This window comes from Alteromonas mediterranea DE (genome assembly GCF_000020585.3).
Taxonomy (GTDB): Bacteria; Pseudomonadota; Gammaproteobacteria; order Enterobacterales; family Alteromonadaceae; genus Alteromonas; species Alteromonas mediterranea.
Window position 1 is genome coordinate 2,995,688 of the sequence record NC_011138.3, and the last position, 16,297, is coordinate 3,011,984.

Annotated in this window: 14 protein-coding genes; 11 read left to right on the forward strand and 3 right to left on the reverse strand. The window is 45.5% G+C overall.

Annotated features, from left to right (window positions below):
• Positions 1-3 precede the first annotated feature (3 nt).
• The 9 genes from MADE_RS13315 (at position 4) to MADE_RS13355 (ending at position 9,300) form a co-directional block, all read left to right on the forward strand.
• Entirely contained in the window at positions 4-648 is a 645-nt protein-coding gene (locus MADE_RS13315) for a YjfK family protein (protein ID WP_012519025.1), read from the forward strand.
• Positions 649-664: 16 nt separating this feature from the next.
• The gene (locus MADE_RS13320) at positions 665-1,081 is read left to right on the forward strand and encodes a DUF350 domain-containing protein (RefSeq protein WP_012519026.1); all 417 of its coding nucleotides are present in this window, start codon (positions 665-667) and stop codon (positions 1,079-1,081) included.
• 10 nt (positions 1,082-1,091) lie between these two features.
• Positions 1,092-1,760 (forward strand): DUF1190 family protein, encoded by a 669-nt coding sequence (locus MADE_RS13325; RefSeq protein ID WP_012519027.1) that lies wholly within the window; start codon positions 1,092-1,094, stop codon positions 1,758-1,760.
• Positions 1,761-1,762: 2 nt separating this feature from the next.
• Complete coding sequence (locus tag MADE_RS13330) at positions 1,763-2,929, forward strand: glutathionylspermidine synthase family protein (RefSeq protein ID WP_012519028.1); 1,167 nt, start codon at positions 1,763-1,765, stop codon at positions 2,927-2,929.
• A gap of 20 nt (positions 2,930-2,949) precedes the next feature.
• Complete coding sequence (locus tag MADE_RS13335) at positions 2,950-3,489, forward strand: rhomboid family intramembrane serine protease (RefSeq protein WP_012519029.1); 540 nt, start codon at positions 2,950-2,952, stop codon at positions 3,487-3,489.
• A gap of 46 nt (positions 3,490-3,535) precedes the next feature.
• Entirely contained in the window at positions 3,536-4,237 is a 702-nt protein-coding gene (locus MADE_RS13340) for a VC0807 family protein (protein WP_012519030.1), read from the forward strand.
• Between the two features lie 176 nt (positions 4,238-4,413).
• Entirely contained in the window at positions 4,414-5,106 is a 693-nt protein-coding gene (locus MADE_RS13345) for an ABC transporter ATP-binding protein (RefSeq protein ID WP_012519031.1), read from the forward strand.
• 55 nt (positions 5,107-5,161) lie between these two features.
• The gene (locus MADE_RS13350) at positions 5,162-7,951 is read left to right on the forward strand and encodes an FtsX-like permease family protein (RefSeq protein WP_012519032.1); all 2,790 of its coding nucleotides are present in this window, start codon (positions 5,162-5,164) and stop codon (positions 7,949-7,951) included.
• Positions 7,948-9,300 carry a lipocalin-like domain-containing protein gene (locus tag MADE_RS13355; RefSeq protein ID WP_012519033.1) on the forward strand — a complete coding sequence of 451 codons (1,353 nt, stop codon included), beginning with the start codon at positions 7,948-7,950 and terminating at the stop codon, positions 9,298-9,300. Before MADE_RS13350 ends, MADE_RS13355 begins: the two co-directional genes overlap by 4 nt.
• A gap of 48 nt (positions 9,301-9,348) precedes the next feature.
• Here MADE_RS13355 and glsB read toward each other — a convergent pair whose 3' ends face one another.
• The 3 genes from glsB to MADE_RS13370 form a co-directional block, all read right to left on the reverse strand.
• Positions 9,349-10,257 (reverse strand): glutaminase B, encoded by a 909-nt coding sequence (glsB, locus tag MADE_RS13360; protein WP_015067632.1) that lies wholly within the window; start codon positions 10,255-10,257, stop codon positions 9,349-9,351.
• A gap of 160 nt (positions 10,258-10,417) precedes the next feature.
• Positions 10,418-11,884, reverse strand: coding sequence for an alkaline phosphatase (locus MADE_RS13365; protein ID WP_012519035.1), 1,467 nt, complete (start codon positions 11,882-11,884; stop codon positions 10,418-10,420).
• A gap of 224 nt (positions 11,885-12,108) precedes the next feature.
• Entirely contained in the window at positions 12,109-13,068 is a 960-nt protein-coding gene (locus MADE_RS13370; RefSeq protein WP_012519036.1) for a chemotaxis protein CheV, read from the reverse strand.
• Positions 13,069-13,427: 359 nt separating this feature from the next.
• Here MADE_RS13370 and MADE_RS13375 point away from each other — a divergent pair, with 359 nt between their 5' ends.
• Together MADE_RS13375 and MADE_RS13380 are read left to right on the forward strand one after the other, a co-directional pair.
• Positions 13,428-15,023 carry an isocitrate lyase gene (locus tag MADE_RS13375; RefSeq protein ID WP_012519037.1) on the forward strand — a complete coding sequence of 532 codons (1,596 nt, stop codon included), beginning with the start codon at positions 13,428-13,430 and terminating at the stop codon, positions 15,021-15,023.
• Positions 15,024-15,305: 282 nt separating this feature from the next.
• Positions 15,306-16,250 carry a LysR family transcriptional regulator gene (locus MADE_RS13380; RefSeq protein WP_012519038.1) on the forward strand — a complete coding sequence of 315 codons (945 nt, stop codon included), beginning with the start codon at positions 15,306-15,308 and terminating at the stop codon, positions 16,248-16,250.
• Positions 16,251-16,297: the final 47 nt, after the last annotated feature.

The window sequence follows — 16,297 nt, forward strand, 5'->3', positions numbered from 1 at the left end:
ACAATGTTTAGTAAGCTATTTAAAAAGTCAGAACCCAAGAAACCTAAAACGCCAGAAATTATGGGCCTCTATTTAGGGGGGTCATTTGAATTGGATCATTTAAAGCTCTCGTTATTAGAACCAGAACTTACCATTGAGGGAGCAGCCCGTTCTCAACTTATTCAGGCGGTTGGTGAAGCGCCTTTAGATACGGGCGGCACCCTGTTGCGCTTTTACACCGACGATGATGGCTTTTTACAAGTAGTGACTGACGGCGGCCTGTCAGAAAACCACATTACTGATGTGAAGCTGTGGCATTTTTACGAGACCCAAACCATTGGCAATACCGCACAATGGAATGCGTGTTTAAAAAACGTGATTAGTCAGCCTACCTACGAGCTTGACGGTAAGGTGTTTACCCGGGTGTGGGATTCAGTAGGTGACGAATCTCCGCCAGTTGCGGTAACCGAAACTACCTATGAAGAAGATGGTGATGTAAGTAAAACAGACCAGTTTATGATGTTGTACGAACGTCCTATAGGAAACAATAGGGTTGAGACTCTGCTCGTTGTTGGTGAAGAAAAGCAAGTGGGCAATAATTTAGACAGATGCTTAGTGATTTCTACAGGGTTTGATGTTGAACCTGCAGATATCACGATAAACGGTTAATTAAAAAGGAATAACTATGGATACCATCATGCAATCTTTGGCTGGCCTAGATAACTTTGCACTTTATTTTGGCTTATCGATTGTCTTTCTTTTCATTTTTAAGTTGGTGTACGCACTTGTTACCCCTCATGATGAGTGGAAGCTGGTGAAAGAAGAGAAAAACGTTGCGGCGGCTATCGGTTTCGGCGGCGCGATTATTGGCTTTGCTATTGCGCTAGGCAGTGCAGCGTCAAACTCTGTTGCCATTATTGATTTTGCCATTTGGGCCCTGGTTGCTGTTATTGCCCAGTCGTTAGCGTTTGCGCTGTTGCGTTTTAGCTTTATGCCAAAAATCGCCGAACGCATTAACAATAATGAAGTTTCTGCTGGCGTAATGCTTGCCAGTATGTCGATTGCCGTAGGCTTATTAAATGCCGCTTGCATGACCTACTAAGGGGGCAGCGATGACCGATAAAAGCAAAATTGAAATTCAGGTAACCGACCGCGAGCGCGCGGCGAAGCCAACGATGAAGCGCACCAAACACATCAACCTTAATACCATGCGCAAAGGGTTTAGCGTAAAACCATTGGCCTTAGGTGTAGCCAGCGTGATATTAAGTGGCTGTGGCGCTGAAAAAGAAGACGCCACCATTTACACGTCGCTAGAAGACTGTAAACAAGATTATCCCGATGCTGTTGAGCGCTGTGAAGCCGCGTATCAAACTGCCGTGGATGAGGCGATGCGCACAAGTCCTCGCTTTAACTCCGAATACGACTGTGAGCACGAATTTGGTCCCAACCAGTGCCAACAAGTGAACAATAACAGTGGCAGCTTCTTCATGCCGTTTATGGCGGGATATATGGTGAGCTCATTGCTTTCGCCAAATCGCTACTACTCACAGCCTTTGTATACCTCTTATTCGTACAATTCACCGTTTCGTTCACGTTGGATAACGGCCGATGGGTATGTATTTGACGGTGACATTCGCAAGCGCAACTACCGTGTAAACAAAGATGTTTACAAGCCTAAACCCACGGTTAATAGAACGATGAAACGAGGCGGCTTTGGCAGCAGCGTACGAGCAAAATCTTCATGGGGAAGCAGCAGCCGTAAAGGCGGCTGGGGCGGCTAAATATGTTTAGAATGCCTTGTCAGCCACGCAAAGGCTGGCAGCAGCTGGCCAATGAATTCGGTTTTCACTTTCACACCATGTATGGCGAGCCCTACTGGGATGAAACGGCTTATTATCAATTCACGCTAGCACAAATTGAAAACGACATTGAAGACCCCACCGCCGAGTTACACCAGATGTGCTTGGCAGTAACCGAAGATGTGGTTAACAGTGAAGCATTACTTCGTCGATTTCGCATTCCCGAGAAGCATTGGGATTTGGTTAGACATAGCTGGCTTGACCGCGACACAAGTCTGTATTCACGCTTAGATCTCGTTTATAACGGAAAGGGCCCTGCCAAACTACTGGAAAATAATGCAGATACGCCCACCAGCTTGTATGAATCGGGGTTCTGGCAGTGGCTATGGCTTTCGCAAAATGTAGATGGCGGTAAGCTCCCTTTGCACGCCGACCAATTCAATAGTTTGCAAGAAAAGTTGGTTCATCGCTTTCGTGAAATTGCGCTTCACTATGGCATTAACCAGATGCACATGGCGTGCTGTGAGGACACAGTGGAAGACCGAGGCACGGTGCAATACCTTCAAGATTGCGCGAAAGAAGCGGGGCTTCAGGCAGACTTTGTGTTTATTGAAGATATCGGGCTTGCCGATACGGGCGTGTTCACCGACCTAAAAGACGCCCCAATAACAGACTGTTTTAAGCTTTACCCATGGGAATTTATGCTGCGGGAAGAGTTTGGTGACGTATTGGAAGACGCGCAAGTCAATTGGATTGAGCCGCCGTGGAAGTCGATAATTTCAAACAAAGCATTGCTGCCCCAGCTTTGGAAAAAATTTGAAGGACACCCTAACCTTCTACCGGCCTTTTTTTCAGATGAAGTAAGCAATAATGGCTTGTCGGGGAAGTGGATTAAAAAACCGCTGTTTTCCAGGGAAGGGGCAAACGTGTCTATTATTGAAGATGGTGTCGAAAACCTACTTAGTGACGGCCCTTATGGTGAGGAAGGGTTTATTGTCCAAGCATTTGAACCATTGCCGGTTTTCGAGGGTAACCATACACTTATTGGTAGTTGGTTAGTGGACGATATGCCAGCAGGCATCTCTGTAAGAGAAGACGCGTCTGCCATCACACAAGATTTATCCCGCTACCTTCCCCATATCATTCTTTAATTGACGTGAAGGGTTATTAAATGAAGTCGCTTTCATTTCAAATTCGAGTTTTACTGACCTTAGGCGCACTGCTTATTGTGATTGAAGTGGCCAACCTGCTTACCGGTAATAGCCTCAACCAATTCGGTGTTGTACCTCGCACGCTATCCCACCTGCCCTATATTTTTACGGCGCCTTTTTTACACGGTACGCCAACGCATTTAATGGCGAACTTGGTCCCGTTGCTGTTGTTTATGTGGCTTACTATGCAATGGGGACGACGCACATTTTTAATTGCCACGTTAAGCGCGTTGCTTGTAGGTGGCGTAGGCGTGTGGCTTTTTGGACGAAGCGCAACGCATATAGGCGCTAGCGGCATGGTTTACGGCTACTTTGGCTTTCTGGTTTTAGCCGGATTTCGCAGCAATAAAATACGCTATTTGCTTATTTCCTTAGTGGTGGCCGCGCTTTATGGTGGGATGCTGGTGGGTGTGCTGCCAACTTCAAAATTTATTTCCTTTGAATATCATCTGTTTGGCTTTCTAGGCGGCTTATTTGCCGCATGGCACTGGGCACGCTAATTAGTTTACGTATAATTGGCCTTAAGATAAGACGTTAAAAAAAGTTATGTCAGCAGTACAACAACCTACACAGAAGAACCAGGGCTTTTTCGGCAACTTAGCGTTTAACATTGTTATTCCTGTCGTGCTAATGAGCTATGCAAGTTCAGAAGATTACTTAGGCCCAGCCTGGAGTATAGTCGCAGCCCTTAGCTTCCCAATAGGCTATGGTTTGTGGGATTTAAAAGAGTCCGGCAAAGTTAACGGCTTTTCCGTTTTGGGTATTATCAGCGTACTACTAACCGGCGGGTTTAGTTTGCTCAAGCTTCCGGCTGAATATATCGCCATCAAAGAGGCCGCTATTCCGGGCCTTATCGGTATTGCCGTCCTCGCTACGCAGTACTCTAATAAGCCGTTAGTGAAAATGCTTATTTTGAACGACCAGATAATAAACTGGCCGCACTTGAATCAGGTACTTGACGCTAAAGGGAAACAACCCGAATTCAAAAAGAAAATTGCAGTAAGCTCGTATATCGTAGCGAGCTCATTTTTCCTTTCATCAGCACTTAACTATATTTTGGCAAAAATGATCCTGGTCAGTGAGCCGGGTACCACGGCCTACACCGAAGAACTTGGTCGCATGACCGCGTTAAGCTACCCCGTCATTGTTATTCCCAGCATGATTTTGCTTGTTGCAGCGCTTTGGTATTTATTCGCCCAAATCAAAAAAATTACGGGTGAAGAACTCGATAACTTCATAAACCAGTAAATTCAAATAATGATAAGGGGCGGTAAGCCCCTTTTTTATTGCCAATAGAAAAACTACCTCGCCGTTTTAACCGAAATACTTTTACACTACGTATACTGATACTGAAAAATACTAAACACGCTAAATAAAGACTACGACACGACTACGACCCAAAACTATAACGACAAAGCCTACGTATGCTAATTATAAAAGAGCTCAAAAAATCATTTTCAGACGCCGGAACACCATTGCTTAATAACCTTTCTCTTAACACACGAAAGGGCGAGTCGATTAGCATTCAGGGGGCATCAGGCTGCGGAAAATCCACATTACTTTCATTAATAGCAGGTTTCGAGAAGCCAGATAGCGGCGACATTTTGGTTAATAACTTGTCGATTGTGAATAGCGGCAGCAACCTCAAAAAAATTGATAATTTTCGCAAAGAAAACCTTGGTATTGTCTTTCAGAGCTTTAACCTGTTCGATTGTTTCAACGCGTGGGACAACATTGCCTTTACCGCAAGGCTTAAAGGAAACGTTGATAAAGACTACCAGCTAGCGCTTATGAAGCAGCTCGGTATTTTATCTCTTGCTCAACACCCCATAAGTAGCTTATCTGGGGGCGAACAGCAACGGTGCGCTATTGCACGAGCGCTGGTTCACCGCCCAGCCCTTGTCCTTGCCGACGAGCCCACCGGTAATCTTGATGAAGCCACCAGCGATACAGTATCTGACTTGCTCTTTGAAACCTGTAGACACACTAACACCACGCTTGTAGTGGTTACACACAGTAATGAAGTAGCGGTAAAAGCCGATCGTGCGCTGCAGTTACATCAAGGCGTGCTTGAACGCGCTAACATTGACAATGCCACACTAACCACAGCTCGTTAGTGCCTACTCTTGCTACACGTAAGCTTACCGAGATAGTAAGACGCCAAAGGAGAAAATGTTGCGTACGTTGCTTCTAACCACATCGGCCCTGTTTGCCATGGCGAGAAAGCGGCCTTGGGAGCCACTGCTTATTATGTTTGCAATACTGTTAGCAAACGCTGGGCTTATCACCGTATTACTTATAAACGAAGGCGCCACCCAGGGAGAATTATTACAGCGCGAGCAAGGGATACTTTCTAACAACATCGTTGTACCTGCTGATAAGGCTACCCACTTCAGCAAAGAACAATACGCGCTAATTCGACAAAGTGGCTTTACTCAACTTATTGCATTTGCCGAACGAAACATCGTTTTAACCTGCGAAGACAATGAAAAAAGCCCGGTAATGCTCAAACTCATTGGCGTAGACACGCAGCCCTTTTTAGGCAGCACTTTTAAAGGTTTACCCCAACGTGAAGTAAGTCGCCTTCAAAGTATGGCTTCACAAGCGGCTTCAACGTCACCACAGGTAAACAGTAAAACCCGTGTATTTAGATCAGGACGCTCACCTTCGTTTCCCGTCAATGGGCTTATTCACCCTGCGACCAGCACGAAGCTTTCTTGTCACAAGGTGTTAAGGGAAGTGGATAACCCCCCGCTATGGCCGGCATCGGTTACCGCGGTAACGACAAGCGCTGCGCCCCACAATACCCTTTTAATTGCTATTGCTGATTTTTACAAAGGGGAAGTACACATAGCCAACGATGCAGCGAATCACGCTTATCATGAGGAACCAACGTCAATGCAGGTGCCGCTTGCGGGGTTCATCTCGTTCGTTTCCCTTACCGAAGAAGATATCCGTCATTTAGAAGCGCTCCTTGGCACAAGAGTGTCTGTGGCCGGCGGCGATGCAATCAACGAAACGGGCTCGCTGCCAGAGAGCTTTAGGCTAAACCTGTGGGCCATGAGCGCACTTATGGGCGTGGTAGCCCTGTTTATTGTACTTAATGCGCTCAATTTAATGTACCGCACTCGCCTGCCCAATATCATTCGGCTGCGTCAGCTTGGCGTCTCTACCGCGACACTAATCAGCGCCCTATATGTAGAACTTTTTTTATATTGCATAGTGAGCACCCCGTTAGGCATTTTCGTCGGCTTTCAAGCCGCCTCTTTCTTGTCGCCCGTTATAAGTGGCACCTTTGCGTCGCTGTTCAGTGCGGTGTTCGTGAACCCAGATGTAAACTTACTTGCTTTGTTTACCCTCGCCCTTACCGTAACCTTTTCATCGTTAGTCCTGTTTGCGTTAGTTCCCATTAAAACACTTTCTAATGCATTAACCTTAAAACGGGTAAAAGAAGGGAAAAGCCTACCTTTGGTTGTGGTGCTTGCGGCGTCTGTAACGGCTGTCGTGTTTTTAATCCTTATTGAAAAGCTTATTGCTTCGACCGCAACAGCGCTGCTGTTCGTTGCGTTACTGCTGTTATTTAGCTGCGCACTGGTATTACTTTGGCTGCCAATACTATCTAAAGGCTTGGCGAGCATGGCTCCCAAAAAGTGGCCGGTATTTTATTATGTTATTGCAAACATGCACTTGCTTTCGGGCAAAACCCGGTTAGCCGTGTGTGCTTTTTTCATTGCGTTAACGGCCAACATTGGCATGAACACCATGACCGACAGTTTCAGAAACGCAACTGAGCAGTGGTTAACTCAAAGACTTTATTCTCCCTACTACCTGTACACCGATTTACCGCTGTCGAAGGTCACACTCCCGCCATCCCTTTCTTCAACACCGCTACTTAAAGCGCAAGGTGAAGTGTTAGGCGTTTACCCTAATAGCTCGAAAACAATAGCTGCCAATACGCCTGCTTCGGCGGTATCAATAAGCAGTTATCCGGTGCATCAAACGGGTAAAAACGCCCTAGTACTTGATGCACTCGCCGAGCCGAGCCTAGATGCTGCGTGGAGTAAATTTGTGACAGGGAAAGGGGTATTTATCAACCAGCAACTGGCTTTTGCCCACGGTATTGAATTAGTCAATACGCTACGTATTGAAAACATTAGGCTGCGCAATTCTCCTTCCTCTGCGAGCTTTGCGCAAACCTCCTCCAAACCGGGCGCTTTGGAGGAGGTTTCCGACATTTTATCTACCACACCAACGTGGAAGGTCTTGGGTATCTATCCTGATTACGGCAATTTGAACGGCCAAATATTAGTGCCCCTCCCCTACTTTTCCCAAGACAACGACGTTATCAAAAACGCGCTATTTTCTGGAGTAATGGCCCTGTACCCCGCCAACCAAGACACCGGTAATAGCGCTTTATTTAATGGCATGGCCGGGCAAAATACTACACCTAACACAAAAGTTGACGATGCATTAAGCGCGCTGACGGCAAAGGAAGGGGAATACACACTTTATGCAAAGCAAGAGCTGCTGGATATTTCCATGCAAACTTTCGACCGTACCTTTGTATTAACTGATGGCCTTAATATTACTACTTTACTCGTTGCTGGCATTGCATTTGCTGTTTCTCTTACCGTACTTACCTTAGGAAGTGCTGCCGAGCTATCTGTATTAAGGGCGCTTGGCGTAAGCCAGTTCAAAGTAAAGTTAGCGCTTTTTATGCAATACATGTTGCTGTGTTTGCTTTCGGCACTACTCGCTATTCCTTTCGGTATTTATCTGGCGTATGTGTTTATTAACTTGGTAAATAGGTATGCATTTAATTGGGTGTACCCGCTTGCTATAAACACTCAGGTACTGTTCGCAAGCGTAGGAGTATCTCTACTTATTGTATCGCTCGTGCTTTTGCTTCCCTTAGGAAAACTAAGGCCCAAAATTGATCTTAGACAGGAAGCGCAGCTATGACACAAGGTAGACCTGCTAACAAAATGCTTAGTGCGCTTTGTTTAAAACCGCTTACACGCTTTTCATTCTCGCTGTTAGTGTTATTTGCCGCGTGCTGTTTGCTTAACGCCTGCGATAGCGCACCTGTTGATGGCAATGCGGCATTGAGAGACATCAGAGGTGAAGAAAGCAGCGCGCCAAACCGTTTTTTTGGCGATATAAAGTCAAGCGAGGTATTCGCTACCGTTGAGCGCGATAATTATCTATCCTTACCTTCTGACCACGAAAGCCATCCCGATTTTCAGTTAGAATGGTGGTACCTAACCTTTGTGCTAACAAGCGATACAGGTGAAGAGTTAGGCCTTCAATATACGCTTTTTCGCTTTAATACCGATAGTAGGGGCGATCAGCAACACGCCAAAAGCCATTGGGCGAATACCCAACAGTGGATGGGACATGCATCGCTGCATACAAAAAACAGACATTATTTCGAAGAGCGTTTTGCTGCCGGCAACGTGGGTAATGCTTACGTAAAAAGGCAGCCCTTTACAGCTGTCGTTGACGATTGGCAATGGAAAAGCACTGCGACTAATAACAGTAAAGAAGCCGCGAGTGAAAGTAATGGGATGTTCCCCTCTTCGTTATTATTTACGTTTGGCAATGAAAAGAAAAACGCAAAGAGCAGCGTAGTGGCAATGAATGCAGCGCTACCAACAGCAACATCACCTTCATCACAATACACCTTAGATAATAACGTGGTTAGCGTGTCACTAAACTTAAGTGCTACAGGCCCGTTTATAAAACATGGCGATAACGGCTACAGCAAGAAAACAGAAGACGGGCGCTTGCGCTCGTATTATTACAGCCAGCCTTTTATTCAGGCGAATGGCACCGTAAACATCGAAGGTAAAACGCTAAAGGTAAGCGGTAAAGGCTGGTTTGATCACGAGTGGACGAGCCATTTAGCCAATAGCCAAGCAATGGGGTGGGATTGGTTTTCACTGCACCTAGACGATGGCAGTAAACTCATGGCTTTTCGCATGCATGCAAGCACTGGGCGCAGCAAAAACGAAAAAAACGAGGTTTACACGACCGCCAGCTATATTACTACAGAGGGTATAAAAGAAACCATCGACCAAGCGAGCATATCTATAACACCGGTGAAATACGAAACGATTAAATCTGGTGAAACTAACCGAACAGTCCCAACCGCTTGGCAAATACGCATACCAAAAAAGAACATCAACGCAACTGTTGCCGCATTTAAGAAAAACCAGTGGAACGACAGCCTTTTCCCCTACTATGAAGGGCGCGTTAAAATAAGTGGTTCACACTCAGGCAGCGGCTTTATGGAGCTAACGGGCTACTAATACTGCACGTTACTCCACCATTTAACGCCCCGCTCCGTTTCGCCCCCACTAATAAATAGACCAGTTTATTCGCTCACTGAGCGAGGTTAATGCCGCTACACCAAGTTGTGAATTGCCCACACTATTAAGTGCCGGTGAGAAAACGCAAATTGAAAAACGGCCCGGCACAACGGCAACAATACCGCCGCCCACACCACTTTTACCCGGCAGGCCTACCTTAAAGGCGAAGCTACCTGCTTCGTCGTACATGCCGCTGGTTGCTAAAAGCGCGTTAACTTGTTTCGTTTGGTAAGGCGTTAATACCTGCTCATTAGCACAAGTTGAGAAGCCGCCGTTGGCTAGGAAACTAGTGGAGCGGGCTAAATCTTCACAGCTCATTTCTAACGCACAATTATGGAAATAGTTACGAAGTACGTCTTCAACCTCGTTCTCAAAGTTACCGTAAGCTTTCATCAAATACGCCATGGCTGCGTTACGAGAACGGTGCTCAAATTCCGATTCTGCTACTTCTTTGTTCACCACAATTTCGCCGTTACAGCTTAAGCGCCTAACGAAGTCTCTCATGGCAATATGCGGCGAGGCAAAACGAGACTGTACCATATCACTTACTACCAACGCGCCGGCGTTGATAAAGGGGTTACGAGGAAGACCATGTTCGTACTCTAACTGCACTAATGAGTTAAAAGGTAAACCGGATGGCTCGCACCCTACCCTATCCCACATAGTTTCCCCATAGTGGTTAATGGATAACACCAAATTAAACACCTTTGAAATACTCTGAATTGAGAAAGGCACGCTGGCATCGCCAATAGAGGTTATATGACCTTGGGTATCACAAATTGAAATGCCAAACTGCCTCGGGTTTACCGTAGCCAGGGCGGGTATGTAATCTGCAACCTTGCCCATACCCAACATAGGTTCAACTTCATCGTATATATCTTGAAGTAACGACAGCATTTCGCTTTTCATGTTTTCCTTTTACCTTATTTCCCAACAGATAAAAATAAAGCGCCAGCTTTAAAAAACATTGGCGCTTTATTCAATCGATTACAGCTTAGTGCACTTTGTTTTAAGCGCGATGCCCTATTAGCACTTCAGCAAAACGCTAAACTGACCGTTAATTACAGCGCCAGTCTTCTTTAAAGTCACAAAGCTCGTCGTCATCTTCATCTGAAGTAAGCTCAATGTTAGTTGATACTTTCTTTGACGGAAAAGCGATTTTTGCGGGTTGTTTTTTATCAATAAAGCTAAAAATTTTCTTCGCAATATCTGTGTTGTCAATTTGCCCCATAAACGACTGATAACCCGCGCCAAAGGCAAACACTTCAACATCTACGCCTGTGTGACCGCCTGTGGTCCAGCCTGTGTTTGTCTTGGTGTCAAGAAACGTTTTAACAGCACTCAAGCGCGTTTTGTCGTCCTGGTTCGATATGCTATTTAACGTAGCTAACTCTTGTTCGGTTAGTGACAGGCCTAATTTAGCGGCGACGAATTCGCCAGGGTTTTCTTCGTTTGCCATTTCAAGTGCAATTGTCATTACCGATGCAGAAAGCGATTTAAGGTGCTCCGGGCTCCAGCGATAGTCGCCATTCGCGCCAATGGTCAAACCGCCGGTACTATGATCAGCCGTCAATACCACCAAGGTGTCTGGGTTCGCTTCTACATAGTCACGCAAATACTCCATGGTAATAGCAAGATCATGCATTTCAGCCATAGCAGAAGCAATATCGTTAGCGTGTCCTGCCCAGTCTACTTGGCTTGCTTCAACTAATAGGAAGAAGCCGTTATCATTTTCTAAATGTTTAATGGCATTTTTTGTTAGATACTTAAGACGGTTCTTACGCTTATCGTCGAGAACAGCGGGCAACGCCACTGGGGCAAATAAGCCCAAAACATTACTACCGGCAGGCACAGAAGCTAGGCGATTATATGAATCAGCATATTCATAGCCTGCGTCGATAAACTGAGCCAAAATATCGCGATCTTCTCTCTCAAAATAAGACGTACCACCACCTAACATTACATCTGCGACAAACTCACCGTTTACGCGCACATCAAAAAAGTCGTCAGCAATCTCATTATAGTTTTTGCGGCTTTCATTATGAGCAATATACGAAGCCGGCGTGGCATGAACAATTTGAGACGTTACTGCAAGACCCGTTCGCATGCTCTTGCTTTTCGCATAGTACATAACCGAATTAACAGGTTGTTTGTTTACATCTACGCCTATAGCGCCATTATATGATTTCACACCCGAAGCCAGTGCTGTTGCTGCTGCAGCCGAATCGGTAACATAACCAGACACTTGAGCCGGATACGTGGATGCATTTCCGACTAAAATGTCATCAAACACTACGGGCTCTATGTTTGGTGTAGTTGGGTCGTCAACATAGTTTCGATATGCCGTTGTGTAGGCCGGGCCCATACCATCTGCCACAACCATAATGATATTCTTTGGCACGCCCTGTAGCTGGGCGCGATTGTGATTGGCTGGCTGGTGTGCGGATTCAGTGATACCACAACCCGCTAGAACGGCGATAGACGCACAGCTTAGAATGGATGTGCGAACAAATTGTTTAATCATTTAAACTTCCCTGAGTAAGTAAAGGCATCTAGATGTGTTGATGAAGTCTAGATGCAAAAAACGACACTATCGCGAATAATTTTGTGATGTTTGTTTAGCGATAAGGCGTATTAGTGTAGATCAGGCAAGCGCTATGCTCAAAGCTTTTGGATAAAATAAACACGGGACAGGGCGACCAGCCGGCCCCCTTGGTAACGTGTACTATGACGTGGACGTTATAATATTTATTTCGTAGATGAAGATAGGTACTCGCGCATGCGTTGCTGAGCCACGTCAACAAGCATATCTGGCTGAAATTTCGATATAAATCTATTACAACCGACTTTTTCAACCATTGCATCGTTGAAGCTTCCGCTTAGGGAGGTATTTAGGGCTATAAACAAATCGGCCATTCTTGGGTCATTACGCACTTCAGAGGTCAATCGATACCCGTCCATTTCAGGCATCTCGGCGTCAGTGAACATTAAAAGTATTTCGTCTGTTGGGTTTATCCCTTCATCAGCCCACTTTTTCAACAGTGATAGAGCTTCTGCACCATTTTTGCGTTCAATGATGGTGACGCCAAGCTGTTCTAATGTGTCTCTAATTTGTTTTCTCGCCGTACTTGAGTCGTCGACAATAAGTACCTTTTTCCCTAAAAAGTGATTGACGATGTCCTTATCAAGGACTTCTTCAGAGATAGAAGTGTCGTAATCTATGATTTCAGCGAGCACTTTCTCTACATCGATGATCTCCACCAGCTCTTGTTTACCCTCAACATTCACCTGAGTTATGGCGGTTAAATAGTTTGCTTTCCCTATGCCGGAGGGAGGAGGCTGAATTGTTCCCCAGGACGTGTTCACAATGTTTTTAACGTTGCCAATTATAAACCCCTGAACGCTTCTATTATATTCAGTAATGATCACATTCTTAGCGGTGTCTTCGGTGGCTCCCCCTCGAATTTTTATAGCCTGACGTAAATCAATAATGGGTATTGAGCTGCCGCGATAGTTCATCACGCCTTTAAGGTTCTGGTGAGATCCAGGCATGATATTGAGCTTAGGCACATTGATAACCTCTTTAATTTTAAAGACGTTCATTGCAAATATGTGCCGCGTTCCAAGTTGAAACATCAAAAGTTCAAGCCGGTTTTCTCCAACAAGCTTGGTTCTTTGGTCAACCGACGACAATACACTGCTACTCATAAAATTCACTTTTTACTTTATAATCAAAAAGCTAGATACACATAGGCCTTCAGCTACCCAGCAAGATTTTTTGCACTTAACCCTACCTCGCCCAATTTGGCAAAGCTATTACTCTTTCAGCTAATAGACAGACTACATAAACAACAGTGCGTGGCACGCTCGCACTTACAACTGACTTACACCACTGCCACCTGCCACCTGCCACCACTGCACATTCACGAAATAAATGACCGCAATGCAAAATATATATTTCTATTATTCCAAACCACGCACTAGGATGAAATGGAATCAACGGGAACGCCCTACAGCGTAAACACAAACAACGTTAAGTATTTTAATTATAGTCGGGAGAGACGCTCATGTCGCAATATCAACAAGACATTGATAACTTCGCCACCTTAAAGGCAGCACAGAAAGGAACGTGGGAAGGTATAAACCCAGAGTTCGCTGCTCGCATGAAAGTTCAAAATCGTTTCAAAACTGGCTTAGACATTGCCCGTTATACTGCAGGCATCATGCGTAAAGACATGGCTGAATACGACGCAGATTCGTCTCAGTACACACAGTCACTAGGCTGCTGGCATGGCTTTGTAGGCCAGCAAAAAATGCTTTCAGTTAAAAAGCACCAAGGTACAACCAGCAAAAGCTACCTTTACCTATCTGGTTGGATGGTAGCGGCGCTTCGCTCTGAATTTGGTCCGCTACCTGACCAATCAATGCACGAAAAAACGTCAGTTTCTGCCCTTATCGAAGAGCTTTACACCTTCCTTCGCCAGGCAGATGCCCGTGAATTAGGCGACCTTTTCCACAAACTAGACGACGCGAAGAAAAACGGCGGCGATGTAGCGGCTATCCAAGCTGAAATCGACAACTACGAAACTCACGTAGTACCAATTATTGCGGATATCGACGCAGGTTTTGGTAACGAAGAAGCAACTTATCTACTTGCAAAACAAATGATTGAAGCAGGTGCATGCTGTATCCAAATCGAAAACCAAGTGTCAGATGCGAAGCAATGTGGTCACCAAGACGGTAAAGTAACCGTGCCACACGAAGACTTCCTCGCAAAAATCAACGCTGTACGCTATGCATTCCTTGAACTCGGTGTTGACGACGGCGTTATTGTTGCACGTACTGACTCACTAGGTGCTGGTCTGACTCAAAAGATCCCAGTGTCTACCTCTGAAGGCGACCTGGCTGCACAATACAACGCATTCCTTAAAACCACAGAGGTTGCTGGCGCAGACGACCTATCTGAAGGCGACTTAGTATTAAAGCAAGGTGGCAAGCTTGTTAAGCCAGAGCGTTTGCCAAACGGTTTGTTCCGCTTTAAAGACAACACAGGTTTTGACCGCGTAGTACTTGACTGTGTTACGTCGCTCAAGCACGGTGCTGACCTACTTTGGATTGAGACTGAAAAGCCTCACGTTGGTCAAATTGCTGAAATGGTTAACGCTATTCGCGAGCAAGTACCAAACGCTAAGCTGGTATACAACAACTCTCCATCGTTTAACTGGACACTTAACTTCCGTCAGCAAGTATTTGATGCTTGGACAGAAGAAGGTAAAGATGTGTCGGGTTACGACCGTGCGAAGCTTATGTCAGCAGATTACGATGATAGCGAACTTGCAGCAGAAGCTGATGAGAAGATTAAGAGCTTCCAAGCTGACGCAGCACGTGAAGCCGGTATCTTCCACCACCTTATCACGCTACCTACTTACCACACTGCAGCACTGTCTACTGACAACCTTGCGAAAGGCTACTTCGGTGAAGAAGGTATGCTTGCTTATGTACGCGGTGTTCAGCGTCAAGAAATTCGCCAAGGCCTTGCGTGTGTTAAACACCAAGCGATGGCAGGTTCTGACCTAGGTGATACGCACAAAGAGTACTTCTCTGGTGAAGGTGCACTTAAAGCGTCTGGTGAAGATAACACCATGAATCAGTTTGACGTATAACGCGAACCAGCAATGAGTTAAACGGAAAGCATCCCAACCTTTCCTACAGGGCACCTTCGGGTGCCCTTTTTTACGCCTTTTATTCAGCCTATTTATATCAACTTGAAAAAGTAAACAAATGCATCTTTTTAAGAAACGCATAAACGACTGACATAACAGCCAAAATTCAATAGCTTATAGCTATATAAAAGCCTATATTAAGACTAAATGCTTATCTGACATTCAAATAGAAACCCTTTATAATAGACCTGTTTAATTAGGTTTCAAAAGAGCATTAGAATAATGAATATAGCGAAGGTCGACCTGAATTTATTAGTGTACTTAGATGTGCTGTTGCGCGAAGGCAGTGTGACAAAAGCCGCAAATCAGCTAAGTATTACACAGCCTGCAATGAGCAACGGTCTAAAACGCCTTCGCGACCTCTTCAAAGACCCTTTACTCGTTCGCACTAGCGACGGAATGACCCCCACTAAGCGCGCCCTCGAACTGCAGCCAATTATTCGCGACGTGCTTAGCCGGCTAGAAAGCTCTATTCAGCCGGAAACTGACTTCGACCCGCTGACCAGCGACAGAACCTTCCGCATTATGACCAGTGATTATGCAGAAAGTACGCTGCTGCTTGAGTTAGTGGGAAGGCTTGCTGACTTGGCCCCAAACATCACGCTAGATCTTATTACTCCCAGCGACGTAACGTTCCACGATGTAGAACAAGGGAAAGTGGATATGGCGATTAACCGCTTCGAGGAACTTCCCTTGTCATTTCACCAAAAAGTGATTTGGTACGACACATTCAGTTGTGTAATGAGTGCCGACCACCCACTTGTTGAAAAATGTAACCTTGAAGGCTACTTAAGCGCTCAACACATTTGGGTAAGTAAAACAGGGTTTGGTGTGGGCGTGGGTATTGACCCCAATGAAGTACAAAAACTGGGGTGGGTTGATGCCGAGTTAACTAAAATTGGAAAGCAACGTGCTATTCGTGTGTTTACACGCCACTATCACGCAGCCCTTCAAATTGCGAAAAAGCAAAAACTTATTGCAACTTTGCCAAGTAAAGCGGCCCGTTTATTTAAACACGACCCTGATGTGGTAATTAAAGAGCCACCTTTTGATATACCGCCTATAGCCCTAAAAATGGCGTGGAGTGCTCTACTTCACCACGACGCAGGCCACATTTGGTTACGCCGATTGATAAGCGATGTGGCCAGCGAAATGAACGCGGGCTAAACATTCATAAAATATATGGCAAAAATACAAACCATAAATTAAAAAAC

Coding starts and splice junctions, on each gene's coding strand:
- MADE_RS13345 (WP_012519031.1), top strand. CDS start 4,414: ATGCTAATTATAAAAGAGCTCAAAAAATCATTTTCAGACGCCGGAACA.
- MADE_RS13315 (WP_012519025.1), top strand. CDS start 4: ATGTTTAGTAAGCTATTTAAAAAGTCAGAACCCAAGAAACCTAAAACG.
- MADE_RS13375 (WP_012519037.1), top strand. CDS start 13,428: ATGTCGCAATATCAACAAGACATTGATAACTTCGCCACCTTAAAGGCA.
- MADE_RS13330 (WP_012519028.1), top strand. CDS start 1,763: ATGTTTAGAATGCCTTGTCAGCCACGCAAAGGCTGGCAGCAGCTGGCC.
- MADE_RS13335 (WP_012519029.1), top strand. CDS start 2,950: ATGAAGTCGCTTTCATTTCAAATTCGAGTTTTACTGACCTTAGGCGCA.
- MADE_RS13340 (WP_012519030.1), top strand. CDS start 3,536: ATGTCAGCAGTACAACAACCTACACAGAAGAACCAGGGCTTTTTCGGC.
- MADE_RS13325 (WP_012519027.1), top strand. CDS start 1,092: ATGACCGATAAAAGCAAAATTGAAATTCAGGTAACCGACCGCGAGCGC.
- MADE_RS13380 (WP_012519038.1), top strand. CDS start 15,306: ATGAATATAGCGAAGGTCGACCTGAATTTATTAGTGTACTTAGATGTG.
- glsB (WP_015067632.1), bottom strand. CDS start 10,257: ATGCTGTCGTTACTTCAAGATATATACGATGAAGTTGAACCTATGTTG.
- MADE_RS13320 (WP_012519026.1), top strand. CDS start 665: ATGGATACCATCATGCAATCTTTGGCTGGCCTAGATAACTTTGCACTT.
- MADE_RS13350 (WP_012519032.1), top strand. CDS start 5,162: ATGTTGCGTACGTTGCTTCTAACCACATCGGCCCTGTTTGCCATGGCG.
- MADE_RS13355 (WP_012519033.1), top strand. CDS start 7,948: ATGACACAAGGTAGACCTGCTAACAAAATGCTTAGTGCGCTTTGTTTA.
- MADE_RS13370 (WP_012519036.1), bottom strand. CDS start 13,068: ATGAGTAGCAGTGTATTGTCGTCGGTTGACCAAAGAACCAAGCTTGTT.
- MADE_RS13365 (WP_012519035.1), bottom strand. CDS start 11,884: ATGATTAAACAATTTGTTCGCACATCCATTCTAAGCTGTGCGTCTATC.